15 protein-coding genes are annotated in these 15104 nt (G+C 39.7%); 9 read left to right on the forward strand and 6 right to left on the reverse strand.

Features of this window, described 5'->3' with window-relative positions; translation table 11 throughout:
* The first annotated feature begins 245 nt into the window (after window positions 1–245).
* The 8 genes from AC1WHX_RS05090 (at window position 246) to miaA (ending at window position 7902) form a co-directional block, all read left to right on the forward strand.
* Window positions 246–806, forward strand: coding sequence for a flavodoxin (locus AC1WHX_RS05090; protein ID WP_302544559.1), 561 nt, complete (start codon window positions 246–248; stop codon window positions 804–806).
* Between the two features lie 37 nt (window positions 807–843).
* Entirely contained in the window at window positions 844–1275 is a 432-nt protein-coding gene (locus tag AC1WHX_RS05095) for a cyclophilin-like fold protein (RefSeq protein WP_302544558.1), read from the forward strand.
* A 14-nt stretch (window positions 1276–1289) separates the two neighbouring features.
* Window positions 1290–1859, forward strand: a complete 570-nt coding sequence (locus tag AC1WHX_RS05100) for a sugar O-acetyltransferase (protein ID WP_122338212.1) — start codon at window positions 1290–1292, stop codon at window positions 1857–1859.
* Between the two features lie 17 nt (window positions 1860–1876).
* Complete coding sequence (locus tag AC1WHX_RS05105; RefSeq protein WP_022599553.1) at window positions 1877–2743, forward strand: DUF3737 family protein; 867 nt, start codon at window positions 1877–1879, stop codon at window positions 2741–2743.
* Between the two features lie 18 nt (window positions 2744–2761).
* Entirely contained in the window at window positions 2762–4195 is a 1434-nt protein-coding gene (locus AC1WHX_RS05110; RefSeq protein ID WP_481228931.1) for an MATE family efflux transporter, read from the forward strand.
* 3 nt (window positions 4196–4198) lie between these two features.
* Window positions 4199–5359 (forward strand): MalY/PatB family protein, encoded by a 1161-nt coding sequence (locus AC1WHX_RS05115; protein ID WP_122338215.1) that lies wholly within the window; start codon window positions 4199–4201, stop codon window positions 5357–5359.
* 272 nt (window positions 5360–5631) lie between these two features.
* Window positions 5632–6852, forward strand: coding sequence for a peptidase T (pepT, locus tag AC1WHX_RS05120; RefSeq protein WP_122338216.1), 1221 nt, complete (start codon window positions 5632–5634; stop codon window positions 6850–6852).
* Between the two features lie 144 nt (window positions 6853–6996).
* Entirely contained in the window at window positions 6997–7902 is a 906-nt protein-coding gene (gene miaA, locus AC1WHX_RS05125) for a tRNA (adenosine(37)-N6)-dimethylallyltransferase MiaA (RefSeq protein WP_195595903.1), read from the forward strand.
* A 53-nt stretch (window positions 7903–7955) separates the two neighbouring features.
* Here miaA and AC1WHX_RS05130 read toward each other — a convergent pair whose 3' ends face one another.
* The 4 genes from AC1WHX_RS05130 to ligA all read right to left on the reverse strand — a co-directional run bounded on the left by AC1WHX_RS05130 (window position 7956) and on the right by ligA (window position 12049).
* Window positions 7956–8414, reverse strand: a complete 459-nt coding sequence (locus AC1WHX_RS05130; protein ID WP_195595902.1) for a DUF4293 domain-containing protein — start codon at window positions 8412–8414, stop codon at window positions 7956–7958.
* Between the two features lie 127 nt (window positions 8415–8541).
* Window positions 8542–9435: a 4-hydroxy-tetrahydrodipicolinate synthase gene (dapA, locus tag AC1WHX_RS05135; RefSeq protein WP_022599562.1), complete on the reverse strand. Its 894-nt coding sequence runs from the start codon at window positions 9433–9435 to the stop codon at window positions 8542–8544.
* Between the two features lie 41 nt (window positions 9436–9476).
* Complete coding sequence (locus AC1WHX_RS05140) at window positions 9477–10016, reverse strand: DUF6913 domain-containing protein (protein WP_346692156.1); 540 nt, start codon at window positions 10014–10016, stop codon at window positions 9477–9479.
* A gap of 29 nt (window positions 10017–10045) precedes the next feature.
* The gene (gene ligA, locus AC1WHX_RS05145) at window positions 10046–12049 is read right to left on the reverse strand and encodes an NAD-dependent DNA ligase LigA (protein WP_009316712.1); all 2004 of its coding nucleotides are present in this window, start codon (window positions 12047–12049) and stop codon (window positions 10046–10048) included.
* 157 nt (window positions 12050–12206) lie between these two features.
* On the opposite strand from ligA, the gene trmD reads away from it, so the two are divergent.
* The gene (trmD, locus tag AC1WHX_RS05150; protein ID WP_009316711.1) at window positions 12207–12884 is read left to right on the forward strand and encodes a tRNA (guanosine(37)-N1)-methyltransferase TrmD; all 678 of its coding nucleotides are present in this window, start codon (window positions 12207–12209) and stop codon (window positions 12882–12884) included.
* A 2-nt stretch (window positions 12885–12886) separates the two neighbouring features.
* On the opposite strand, the gene pgl is transcribed toward trmD, so the two are convergent.
* Window positions 12887–13597: a 6-phosphogluconolactonase gene (pgl, locus tag AC1WHX_RS05155; protein WP_122338076.1), complete on the reverse strand. Its 711-nt coding sequence runs from the start codon at window positions 13595–13597 to the stop codon at window positions 12887–12889.
* Between the two features lie 15 nt (window positions 13598–13612).
* Window positions 13613–15104: glucose-6-phosphate dehydrogenase (gene zwf, locus AC1WHX_RS05160; protein WP_481228933.1), on the reverse strand; the 1492-nt coding region annotated here is incomplete at its 5' end.

Below are 15104 nucleotides of genomic sequence, written 5' to 3' on the forward strand. Positions count from 1 at the left end.
CATCTTTTATCCCCTATTGAGCGAGTATGTCCCCCCCAAAAGGACATTACTTATGAGACTTCTTCCTGATTTTCCTTCAAGCAATAATCCGTAATTTGGTTAAACAAACCGATAATTTATCTACAAAAGTTCTTTTTAAGACTCTCTATTTTTGTCATACAATAATGAACGGAAACATAAACTTAAAAATTTCCCAAACTCCACCTCAAAACATAAGTTGAATATTAACTACAAAAATAAAAACAATGAAAAAAAATTTATCAATTTTATTTCTGCTGTTTATTATTCTATCAATAACAGCCTGTGGAAAATCAGATGAATCGTTTATTTCGGAACAAACAGAAAACAGAAATGAGAATAACGATAAAACCGATGCACCTATCTCCGGAAAAAATGGACATTATTTAGTCCTTTACAGTTCACGTACAAATAATACCGAACATGTGGCACAAACGATTCAATCAATACTCGATTGCGATATTTTAGAGGTTGAACCTCAGATTCCCTACGATGATGACTATAATTCTATGCTCAATCGAGCACAAAAAGAATTAGAAGAAATCCGCCAAGGCAATTATCCGGCTATCAAAACTTCTGTCGATAATTTTGACAATTATGACATTATATTTATCGGTTATCCGATCTGGTACGGAAGTATGGCAACACCGATGCAGAGTTTTTTGCGCCAACATGCTTCAAAACTTTCCGGAAAACAAATAGCCCTGTTTGCTACAAGCGGCAGTAGCGATATTACCTCCTCTGTTAACGAAGCACGATCGATCTGTACCGAGTTCTATCTTGATTGAGCAGTCATTACTATTGACCTCTTCAACCCTTCCGCAAATGGAGAGCCGTATTACTGAATGGCTCAACAGAATAGGAGCTGATCGGGAGGAATCGGATATACCGGAGAGTTCTTCCCCAATTATAAACATCAAGATCGGTAACCGCACCATTACCGCAACAATGGAAGACAACGCAGCTGCACAAGATTTTCTTTCCCGTCTGCCATTGGAAGTAACGTTAAATGACTACAATAATACAACCGAAAAAATCTTCTATCCTTCTCCAACCTTGACAACCGAAGGTGTTACTCGCGGTTGTACTCCCATACCCGGCGACATTACTATTTATGTTCCATGGGGAAATGTCGCCATTTTCTGCAAAAATTGGTCACATAGTAATGATCTGATAAAAATAGGACATATAAACGGTAATGGTATCGAGGCTTTAAGCATTGATGGAGACATACAAGTAAAAATCGAGCAACAATAATATGACTAATTAATATGACTATCGAAAGTTTCAAAGCATATGTAAAAGCACGTAAGGCTCTTAATACAGAGGAGATTCACCACTTCATGGATGATATGAGCAATGAAGCGAGACGCATCACATTCCGGCTGAATACGGCATATCATGTTCCCGATAAAGTCAGAGAATTACTTTCCGAACTGTTTGGCTATTCTGTTCCGCAGACACTTCGAGTGTTCCCTCCATTTTATACTGATTTCGGAAAGAATATTTCCATAGGTGAGAATGTATTTATCAACGCTTGTTGCCATTTCCAAGACCACGGGGGAATAACAATCGGGGATAGTTGCCAAATCGGACACAACGTAGTGTTTGCTACACTCAATCACGGATTAGCTCCGGAAGACCGTAAAACGACTTATCCTGCACCCATTATACTCGGCAAGAATGTCTGGATAGGTTCTAATGCAACAATCCTTCAAGATGTCAGTATCGGAGATAATGCCATTATCGGAGCAGGAGCGGTCGTGACAAAAAATGTAGAGGCTAATACAATTGTAGGCGGAAGTCCTGCACGATTTATCAAATCGATCGAAAATAAATAACACTAAAATTACAACAAATGAAAACTATATCGAATGCCGAATTCGGGGGCGAACGCCCCTTATTCGAGTCGCATGACCTTCGTTTAGAAAATGTGATTATTCATGCCGGAGAATCGGCTATTAAAGAATGCAGCAACATAGAGGCCATAAATTGCAAATTTGAAGGGAATTATCCTTTTTGGCACGTACATGGTTTTATTATCGACCGATGCTTTTTCGATATCGGAGGACGTTCTGCCTTGTGGTATTCCGATCATTTAAAAATGACCAATACTCGGATCGATGCGCCTAAAATGTTTCGTGAGATGCACGATATCGAAATAAACAATGTTGAGATAACAGATGCCGACGAAGTATTTTGGAGGTGCAACAGACTGAATATAAAAAATTTGAAACTACACGGAGGGACTTACCCGTTTATGTTTTGTAACGATATTTATATCGACGGACTGGAAAGTGACAGCAAATATATATTCCAATACGTGAAAAATTTAGAGCTGCACAATGCAAAAATTACTACGAAAGATGCTTTGTGGGAAACGGAAAATGTAACAATTTACGATTCTGAATTAAACGGTGAATATTTAGGTTGGCATTCACGCAACCTGCGTCTTATAAATTGCAAAATTTCTGGCACTCAACCATTATGCTATGCCGAAAATCTCATATTGGAAAACTGCATCATGGCCGATGATTGCGATCTTGCTTTTGAGTACAGCAGTGTAAATGCCACGATCAAGAGTCCTATACATAGTGTAAAAAATCCCCGTACCGGCAGTATAACGGCCGACAGTTACGGTAAAATCATTCTTGACAAGAATATCAAGTCTCCAGCTGATTGTAAATTGAAACTTTGGGATGAAAGGACTTGTTTCTCCGACTAATAATTTCTTTATGTATCGATGAGGACAAGGATAAATAAAACCGACTATCTTTTATCTCTTATCCGGGAAGGTAAAAAAATGGCCCTGAAACAGCAGTTAAAACTAACTGTATACCTCAGTATCCCGGCTATTATGGCACAACTGTCTTCTATTGTCATGCAATACGTAGACGCATCGATGGTCGGCAGTTTGGGAGCAAATGCATCGGCTTCTATCGGACTGGTATCAACAACGACATGGTTGTTTTGGGGATTGTGTGCAGCAGCTGCAACAGGCTTCTCCGTGCAAGTAGCACATCTTATCGGAGCTGGAAATTTTGCCGGAGCAAGAAAAATTTTACGTCAATCTATTACTGCGACATTGCTATTCGGCTCTTCATTAGCAACTATCGGAGTTTTCATCAGTGACTCTCTCCCCGGCTGGTTGGGCGGAGACGAGATAATCAGAAAAGATTCATCTGTCTATTTTCTGATTTTTTCTCTCTTTTTACCGGTATTACAAATGAATTTTCTGGCCAGCGGAATGTTACGGTGTAGTGGAAATATGTATATACCGAGCATATTAAATATACTGATGTGTCTGCTTGACATAATATTCAATTTCTTTCTGATATTTCCGAAACGACAGATCGAAATCATGGGTCTGAATATCGACATTTATGGCGCAGGTTTAGGGGTAAAAGGCGCAGCATTGGGAACAGTACTTGCTGAGTTGGTAACTGCCGGAGGGATGATGTGGTATCTCTGTTACCGTTCACCCATACTGAAATTATCCGGGGAACGAGGACATTTTTTACTCCGGCAAGATACATTACGAAATGCTGTCCGCATATCCTTTCCAATGGGATTTGAACATATAGCTATATGCGGTGCTCAGATTATGACAACAATTATAGTAGCACCACTCGGTATCATAGCCATTGCCGCCAACTCATTTGCCATCATTGCCGAAAGTCTCTGCTATATGCCCGGATACGGTATTTCCGAGGCAGCAACAACATTAGTCGGGCAAAGTCTTGGTGCAAACCGATTAAAATTGCTTCGTCGCTTTGCAAATATAGCCGTATGGTCGGGAATATCGATTATGGGAATCATGGGTGTATTTATGTATATAGCAGCCCCGCAAATCATCGGAGTGATGACTCCGATAGAAGAAATCAGAATATTGGGAACTGAGATCTTAAGGATAGAGGCTTTTGCCGAGCCTATGTTTGCAGCAGCTATCGTAACCTATGGCATATTTGTCGGAGTGGGCAATACGTTCATTCCCAGCCTGATGAATTTCGGAAGTATTTGGGGTATAAGACTAACACTGGCGACTTTGCTCGCCCCAACAATGGGATTACGAGGTGTATGGCTGGCCATGTGTATCGAACTCTGCTTCCGCGGAGTGATATTTCTTTTCAGATTATGGCAAGGCAAATGGATTTATAAAGTACGACTAAAAATATAAATTATGAAATACAATTTTGATGAAATAATCCCGCGTCGCGGGACAAACTCCTATAAATGGGATACTCCTGAGGAAGAGAATGTACTGCCTATGTGGGTAGCAGATATGGACTTCCGCACAGCTCCGGCAATTATCGAAACTTTGCGACGAAGAGTGGAACACGGAATCTTCGGTTACACCAAAGTACCGCAAAATTATTATGATACAATAGTCAAATGGTTCATAAACCGCCATCAATGGGAAATAGATTCTCAATGGATTATCTATACAAGCGGAGTAGTTCCGGCAATCTCGGCTATTATTAAGGCCATGACCATACCCGGTGACAAAATAATCGTCCAAACACCTGTCTATAACTGTTTTTATTCGTCAATCCGAAATAATGGATGTAAAATGATAGCTAACAATCTTATTTATCAAGAAGGACGCTACACAATTGATTTTGATGATCTCGAACACAAAGCTGCCGATCCAGAAACAAAACTTTTGCTGTTATGCAATCCGCACAATCCGGTCGGACGAGTTTGGACATCAGAAGAATTACAGCGTATCGGTGATATTTGTCTGCAAAACGGAGTATTTATAATTGCAGATGAAATACATTGCGAACTGACATATGAAGGTCACAATTATACCCCTTTTGCATCTCTATCCGAAGAATTCCGATTGCGTTCTGCAACCTGCATCTCACCCAGCAAAGCTTTTAATCTTGCAGGTTTACAGATTGCTAATATCGTGGCAGCAGACAGCAATATCCGCAGCCGGATAGACCGAGCGATCAACGACAATGAAGTGTGCGACGTCAATCCATTCGGTGTCATCGCCACAATAGCGGCCTATGAGAAAAGCGAAGAATGGCTCGATGCCTTACGAAAATATCTCTGGGAAAATTACACATATGTTCGTTACTTTTTTAAACGGCATTTACCTCAATATTCTGTACTTCCGCTTGAAGGTACATATCTGGTCTGGATCGATTGCCGAGCCGCCGGAATCGGATCAGACAACATAACTTCATGTTTGCAGAACAAACAGAAACTAATGGTTAATTCCGGTACATTATACGGTCCAGGTGGAGAAGGGTTTATCCGCTTAAATATTGCTTGCCCCAGAAAGCTTCTTATCGATGGTTTGGTAAGACTCGCCAAAGTTCTTGGACATTGATAAAACTAAATGTCCGAAATTAATAATACATTATTATTAAGAGGTGATTAAAAGACATTGTTAATGTCTTAATATTTTATTGTTATAACATTAATAAGTTTAACGATAATATAAAATATCCCTGAAAAGATCCCTCAAAATAATCTTGAACAGAATTTAAACGGGCTTTTATATTTACAAGCCAATTACCAAGCAGTTTGTTTTAAAAATTTCTATCTTTGCAACATAAAAATATAAACGTTTCAAAGACGACGAACTTAATTGAGAATTTTATGAATTTAGTTGACCGTTTTCTGCACTATGTAAGTTTCGATACACAATCGGACGAACTGACACACATGACTCCCAGTACTCCGGGACAAATGATTTTTGCACAAGAGCTCGAGAAAGAATTAAGAAAAATAGGTATGACCGAAGTATCGCTCGATGAGAACGGATACTTGATGGCAACCCTTCCTCCCAATACAACCAAAAATATTCCTGTCATCGGATTTATCGCCCATCTCGATACAAGTCCCGATCTTTCAGGGCGGCATGTTACCCCTCGTATCATAAAAAACTATGACGGCAATGACATTCCATTATGCCTTGAGGAAAATATTATCTTACGTACCGAAGACTTTCCGGAAGTAAAAAAGTATATAGGACAAGATCTTATCGTCACAAACGGTAAAACGTTATTAGGTGCTGATGATAAAGCCGGAATTGCCGAGATTATTTCGGCTATGGAGTATCTGATACAACATCCGGAAATCAAACACGGAAAAATACGCGTAGCATTTACTCCGGACGAAGAGATCGGACAAGGTCCTCATAAATTTGATGTTAAAAAATTTGGAGCAGAATGGGCTTATACTCTCGACGGAGGAGAAATAGGTGAATTGGAATATGAGAACTTTAACGCTGCTATCGCTAAAATTTTGTTTAAAGGGCGCAATGTTCATCCGGGATATGCCAAGCATAAAATGATCAATTCATTACGCATCGCCAATCAATATGCCATTATGCTACCTCGCTGGGAAACACCAGAACATACCGAAGGGTATGAAGGGTTTTATCATCTAATTTCTTGTGAAGGGACTGTCGAGCAAACTACATTGACTTATATTATTCGTGACCACGACCGAGACCGTTTCGAACGCCGCAAAAAGGAATTCGAACATCTGGTTCGCAAAATCAATAAAGAATTTCCTAATTGTGCAAGCCTCGAAATCAAAGACCAATACTACAACATGCGTGAAATGGTAGAACCGGTTATGCACATTGTCGATTTGGCTTCTCAAGCGATGAAAGAGGTCGGGATCGTGCCTATCGTAAAACCGGTACGAGGAGGAACTGACGGAGCTCAGCTTTCATTCATGGGACTACCGTGCCCCAATATATTCGCAGGCGGTCATAATTTTCACGGACGATATGAGTTCGTACCTATACAATCCATGGAAAAAGCCCGTGATGTCGTTATACAAATCGCTCGACTGGCTGCAGAAAAATAATTAAATCCAAGAGTCTGTCTAAGATGTGACCCGTACAAAACTTAGACAGGCCCTTAGAGGCTTTAAACAAACTACTATAAAAGTTGTATCAGTATGCAGCAAGCTACATTCTCGATACAATTTTTTTATATCTGTATAATCAATATGTCCGAAAAAACTTTGATTGTTTTGCTTGGTCCTACCGGAGTCGGGAAAACAGATCTCAGCCTCCGAATTGCCGAACAACTTCATTGTCCGATATTATCATGTGATAGCCGACAACTGTATAAAGGTCTGGAAATCGGAACAGCAGCTCCCTCTAAAGAACAGTTGCAACGGGTCAAACATTACTTCGTCGGGACTCTGGAACTACAAGACTATTATAGCGCTGCATGCTATGAAGAAGATGCTATAAACCTTTTAAATCGTCTTTTCTCCGATCTCGATGTAGTTTTAATGACCGGAGGATCCATGATGTATATCGATGCCGTTTGCAATGGTATAGACGAATTACCTACCGTATCAGACGAAGTGCGAAAACTCATGATCGAACGTTATAAAAATGAAGGATTAGAAAGCCTGTGCAACGAGTTGAAACGACTCGACCCTATTCATTATGAACAAGTAGATTTAAAAAACCATAAACGGGTCATCCACGCACTCGAAATTTGTTATATGACCGGAAAACCGTATTCTGAATTACGTACGCATTCGAATAAACAACGTCCGTTTCGTATTTTAAAAATAGGATTGACCAGAGATCGGGAAGAATTATACGAACGTATTAACCGAAGAGTAGAGCAAATGATTTCAGAAGGGCTCGAATCCGAAGCCCGGTCAGTTTATCCTCACCGAGAGTTCAATTCATTAAATACAGTTGGTTATAAAGAAATGTTCGCATATATTTCCGGTGAATGGAGTCTTGAAAAAGCTATAGAAAAAATTAAACGAAATACGAGAGTCTATTCCCGAAAACAAATGACTTGGTTCAAGCGAGACCCTCAAATCACATGGTTTTCTCCTGAACAAGAAAGTGAAATCATGTCATTCATCAAAAATCAGATCTTCTGATCGGATAAATAAAAAGGCGCTTACAGCGCCTTCTTCATAAATTTATTTTTGCATTATCTTATACGATCGGCCGAACGCACCAATTGCTCGTCCTGATTGATTTTCCGATACGCCATATATTCCAAAATAACTGCAACCAAAGGAATGACTAATGCTGCTGCCAATGATGAGGTTGCAGCCAACGATTTACCGTTCACCCACAGATACAAGAAAAATATCGGATAAAAAGCAAGTAGCATTAAGCCATTAAACAAACAGAATTTCATTTGCAAGATACGGTTTTTATATAAAAATATAGATATACAGGCCAATAGTCCCATTAATGCAATCAAGATAGCAATAGGCCAAGCAGGCAACACCATTTGTGCAGGATCTGCCATTGTATAAACTCCCATTGCTAAAAATTGCCAATTTCCATCGGCATTAGAATAACCGGCCAACGGCATAAACAGCATGGAAAGTACCAATGCTGCGACTAAAAAAAGATAAAAAGATTGAATACGCTGTATCATAGTTAAAAATATTGATTTTATCATGGAGTTTCCTACCACACCCCTATGCCATAAAAATATTTACTATTACAAAATACGACACCATAACGGTCCGTACTCTATTTAGTTCAAAATAAGACCTGTATTGTCAACACATAATATTTAATTTCTGCAAAACAACTCGTATTTTTTCATACGTAGTAATACGGGTGGGAACAAGGGGTAACCGTAACCGATTACGGATATATCCCATAGAACTTAAAATACTTTTTACTCCGGCCGGATTTCCATCGACAAAAAGCAGTTCAAACAATTCGGTAAATTTATGATGTATCAACAACGCATTTGCATAATCTCCTTCCAAAGCCAAACGCACCATGCGACTGAATTCTCTCGGAAATGCATTCCCTATTACCGATATTACCCCGACAGCACCCAACGTTATCAAAGGGAAAGTAATACCGTCGTCTCCGGATATTACCATAAAATCTTTCGGTTTGTTTTTGATTATATCATCCATCTGCGTTATATTTCCGGATGCCTCCTTGATCGCCACGATATTATCAAATTCACGGGCCAAACGCAGAGTGGTCTCCGCTGTCATATTCACACCGGTACGACCGGGCACATTATAAAGAATAACAGGGAGTTTAGTCGCCGAAGCAATCGCTTTATAATGCTGATAGATACCCTCTTGAGAAGGTTTATTATAATAAGGTACGACAGACAGTATGGCATCTACACCCTGAAAAGACTCTGTCTTCAAACGTTCCACTATTCCTCTTGTATTGTTTCCGCCTAACCCTAAAACTATAGGAACCCGTTCTTTTACCCTCTCGATAACAAAAGAAAGTACTTCATTTTTTTCTTGTTCGGTCAAAGTTGGTGTTTCAGCTGTAGTCCCTAATACTACTAAATAATCTATACCGTTTTGTATCTGATATTCTATTAATTTGGAAAGAGCGTCAAAATCGATCGATTCGTCATCCTTGAATGGCGTGATCAAAGCTACCCCCATTCCTTTTAAATTTATTTGTGCCATATATATTCTTGTTCAAAAAATATTATTTTGAGGGCTCAAAGTTATAAATTATTATCTTTTATATCAATACTACGCCAATAAAAGAGTATTTTTTCCAGCAAATCCCGTGCAGTTATATCCCCCGACGTACGAATCATAAAATCATACGGGTTCAATGAGACTTTTTGCAATCCGATTTTCATACGGGCCATCGATATACTCATCAAATATAAAAACGGCAACCGCTCGACAAGACTCAAATCGCATAACACTCCGGTATTAAATCCGATAAACTTTCTGACAGCATTTTTATCGGGTAACCGTTTACCGAATCTCAAATTTTCCGGAGTCAACTCCAATATATCCATTTCAGGATAAGCAAATACATCAAGGGCATTCCCATTTCCCAACACAACCAACGAAAGCCTTATCGATTCTTTCGACAAATCTTTAACAACAGGAAGAATCGAATCGAGACTTTCCCGTTCTATCAATAGCGTCAAGATTTCGGTCTTTCGATAATCGACAAATCGCTTTTTCCGTTTTTCTTGAGAACGAGCAAGCTGCCGGGCGATCTCCTTTTTTATCCAGTATGTCCACATATCATCCGATTTTAAATTACTACTTGGGATTATTGTATTATCTGCAGAAAATCTTCTTCAGAAATAATTTTTATTCCCAATTTCCGAGCTTTCTCAAGTTTAGCCGGCCCCATATTCTCTCCGGCCAAAAGATATGTCGTTTTAGCAGAAACCGAACCCGTATTTTTCCCGCCGTGCTGTTCTATCATCTGCTTATACTCATCTCGAGAATGGTGTGTAAATGTTCCACTGATTACAATCGTAGCTCCATCGAGTTTATCGGTAAAACCAGAAAGGCGATCTTCAGAAATTCTCATTTGTACCCCAGCTTCTTCCAAACGTTTTATCAAATTCCGGTTCTGCTCATTCTCAAAATAAGCCCGGACACTCTGCGCTATACGAGGACCGATTTCATCGACACCGACCAAATCGTCTAAAGTTGCTGACTCCAAAGCTTCTATCGAAACAAAAGAGTTCGCCAACTTCTTCGCGACTGTCTCTCCTACAAAACGAATTCCCAATGCGAACAAAACCCGTTCAAAAGGTACTTGTAAAGATCTATCGACAGCCTCTATAATGTTACGTGCCGACTTTTCTCCCAATCTTTCTAAAGAAGCGATCTCCGACTCATTCAAACTATATAAATCCGCAACTGTCCGCACCATTCCCAATCGGTAAAACAGATCTATCGTTTCAGGTCCCAAACCGTCTATGTCCATAGCACGACGACTGATATAATGTTCTATCCGTCCCTTTATCTGAGGAGGACATCCCATCTCATTCGGACAATAATGCGCAGCTTCACCCTCATAACGAACCAAAGGCGTTCCACATTCAGGACACTGTTTTATGAAAGTCACTTTCTCCCCTATCAATAACCCTCTCGCATCAAAATCCACTCCTGTAATTTTCGGAATAATCTCTCCTCCTTTCTCTACAAATACCATATCTCCGATATGCAAATCAAGAGATTGTATAATATCATCATTATGTAACGAAGCCCTTTTTACGACAGTTCCCGATAATTGAACCGGATCAAGATTAGCAACCGGGGTAACCGTTCCGGTACGTCCCACTTGATAAGAGACAGAATTCAATCGGGTAAGTGCCTGTTCCGCTTGAAATTTATATGCCATCGCCCAACGAGGAGATTTTGCGGTATATCCCAAATTCTTTTGCTGCCTTAAAGATGCTACTTTAAAAACAATACCGTCAGTTGCAACAGGCAGATTTTTTCTGTTTACATCCCAATAATCGATAAATGCTTTCATTTCTTCTAAAGAATGGCACACCTGCATAGCATCTGAAATCTTAAATCCCCAAGAACGTGCTATCTGCAAGTTTTCATAATGGTCATCAGACGGCAGATCTTCGCCTAAAAGATAATATAAGTAAGCATCTAAATTACGGGATGCTACAATCGCAGAGTTCTGCAGTTTCAATGTACCGGATGCGGCATTTCGAGGATTGGCAAAAAGAGTTTCCTCTTCTCTTTCTCTCTCTGCATTCAATTGTTCAAAAACAGTCCAAGGCATTAAAATTTCACCTCGTATCTCAAATTCATCCGGATATCCAGTTCCCCTTAATTGCAAAGGAATACTACGAATCGTCTTCACATTCTCCGTGACATCATCTCCTTGTACACCGTCGCCTCTCGTTACAGCCCTAAGCAATTTCCCATGTCGATATGTAAGCGATATAGACGTGCCGTCATATTTCAATTCTCCTACAATACGAAAATCTTCATTAAGTCCCGAACGCACCCGGTCATAAAACGACGCCACTTCATCGATCGTATAAGTGTTTCCCAAAGAAAGCATAGGATATTTATGCTTCACCTGAGTGAAAGCCTTATTAATATCATTGCCTACCCGTTGTGTCGGAGAGTTAGGATCGCTATATTGAGGATATTCTTTTTCTAATTGTTGTAGTTCTTCCATCATCCGGTCAAATTCCCGGTCTGATATAACAGGAGCATTCAATACATAATAATTATAATTATGTTCATTCAGTTCCTGTCGCAAATGTTCTATTTTCTCTTTTATTTCATTCATCGATTATGCCTGTTACGGTATGCAAATATAGGAAATTTTAAAATGATTCACACGGGCAATTAAGCGAACTTTATAGCCTATATGCAAAAAATAAACAGAATAAAAGGGTTGCATAATCATCCATAAAGTCCTATTTTTGCAGCTAAATTAAGGAAGTATGCACATCGACATCATCACCGTTTTACCGGAATTATTGGAAGGACCGTTAAATCACTCCATACTAAAACGTGCTCAGGATAAAAAGCTGGCAGAGATAGTGGTACATAATCTCCGGGATTATTCTACTAACAAACATCGACGCGTAGATGATTATCCTTTCGGTGGTTCAGCCGGAATGGTGATGCAAGTCGAACCGATAGATCGAATTATTTCTAAACTGAAATCGGAAAGAAATTATGACGAAATCATTTATACTTCTCCCGATGGCGAAACATTCAATCAACCGATGGCAAACTCTTTATCGTTATGCCAAAATTTAATTATCTTGTGCGGACATTATAAAGGTATCGACTACCGCATTCGAGAACATCTGATTACCAAAGAAATATCAATAGGAGATTATGTCCTTACCGGCGGAGAATTAGCGGCTGCCATAATATCGGATGCCATAATACGGCTTATACCCGGCGCAATCGGAGACGAACAATCGGCTTTATCGGATTCTTTCCAAGACAATTTATTAGCACCGCCCGTATATACACGACCGGCCGAATATAAAGGGTGGAAAGTTCCCGAGATACTCCTATCGGGGCATCAGAGAAAAATCGAAGAATGGCAACATGAACAATCTATTGAACGTACCCGTCGCCTTCGTCCGGATTTACTCGATGATTAGAATTACCGTTCTTTTATATCCGTAAAAACCGATGTTGATGCTGCTCGATACATAATACACGCTGCCGGAAAACTCTCGGTAATCGTACGGGCTTCCAGCAATCGTTCAAAGATCGCTTTTTTATTTTCCCCTATTACCGGAACGAGTAATGGTGTACTATTCAATATGACAGGCCCGGTCAACGTTATACGCAACTGTTTCGATTCTGGATGTACCGCTACAGCATACGATCTCGTATCATTCAATAAAAAATTACAAGATGAAAATATCGAAGCTGTGTGTCCGTCAAGACCGATTCCTAATATAATTGCGTCAAAATAAGGGAGTCCGTTTTTCTTAGGGAGTTGCTGATTTATAAGCTCCGAATAACGATTTGCCTCCATAGACGGGTCTTTTTCTCCGAAAATACGGTAAATATGCGTCCGAGGGATTCCTATCGGTCTGAATAATTGTTGATCGGCATGTTTAAAATTACTTTCATCATCTTCAGGAGACACGCATCGTTCATCCACCCAATAAAAACGGATTCGATTCCAATCTATCTGCTGTTTATATTCCTCTCGCCAAAGAGCAAAAATCCGTTGTGCGGTACTACCCCCTGACAGCGCCAGATTAAAAGGGACAAGACCTGGCTTCGATTGCATGATCTTTATCAGTTTATCTGTCATCCTCCTCAAAGCATCTTCGGGAGATTTAGCATAATAAATTTCCATATAGCATTTATTTTATCACATCATTTCATTACAACAATTGCATTTTTTATCATGAGGCATTAAACGATCTATTTCTTCAGGATCACTTCCAGAAGCATAAAAAGCGAGGCCATCCTTTCCTCTCTTAACCCAATTTTTTATAATCGGATCTATAAAATTCCAACTTGCTTCCTGTGCATCTGCCCGGGAATAAAGTGTTGAATCCCCCAACATAACATCCAATAACAAACGTTCGTAAGCATCCGGTAGCTTTTTATCGGACAATGAACTATATAAAAAGTCCATACTCACCTGACGAACTTCAAATCCCGAACCGGGAATTTTAAGTCCGAAGCGCAAAGCTATACTCTCATTAGGTTGCACACGAATAATCAACTGATTGCAAGAACTTCCAGAACACTGCCCTACAAATAATTGCTGTGGAGTCGATTTGAAATGAATGATAATTTCTGTTTTTTTCTCAGACAACCGCTTTCCCGTATAAATATAAAACGGAGTCCCTGCCCAACGCCAGTTATCCAATTCGATTTTCATAGCCACATATGTTTCTCTGACCGAATCGCCACTTACGTTTTTTTCATCTCTATAACCCTGTACACTCTCCCCGGCTATCGTTCCCGCTGTATATTGTCCGCGCACAATTTGCTCTTGCATTTCTTCAGGAGTATAATGATGCAAGGACTTGAATACTTTAGCTATCTCGTCTCTTATAGACTCCGGATCGAATGCCACAGGAGGTTCCATTGCAATAAAAGCCATTAATTGCAACAGATGATTTTGCACCATGTCTCGCAAAGCTCCCGACGATTCATAATAGCCTCCTCTATTCCCTATTCCCAATGTTTCGGAAGAAACAATCTCCACATGATCTATATAATTCCTGTTCCATAAAGGTTCGAATATGCCATTCGAAAACCGGAGTACAAGAATATTCTGCACAGTCTCTTTTCCTAAATAATGATCGATCCGGTAAATATCATGCTCATCGAATATCGACTCTAATAATCGAGTGAGATGCTTAGCGGACTTTATATCCGTTCCGAACGGTTTTTCAACAACAATCCGACGAAATCCATCAGATGTATAAGCCAGACCGCATTTTTGCAATCCGAGAGGTATTACTTCATACATTTCCGGAGGTGTTGCCATATAAAAAACGATATTATCGGGTAAAGAATAAAGGTTTTGCAGCTCCTCTACTCGATTTTTCAATGTTTCATATTCATCTGTATTTTGCGTATCAAAACCCATATAATAAACACGTTTCAGAAACAAACTCAAGCGAGCATCTTTAGCCGAAAGTTCTTTTTGTGAAGTCAATATACCGTCACACTGTTTTCTTCGGAATTCATTATCTGTCAATACCGTACGAGCCGCACCCAAAATGACGAAATTTTCAGGCAATAAATTACGAACATACAATTCATATAACGCCGGAATCAATTTTCGAGTAGTCAAATCACCCGAAGCTCCAAAAATCAGTAACATTTGAGCATCCGCTTTTTCC

Source organism: Coprobacter sp., from assembly GCF_982436375.1.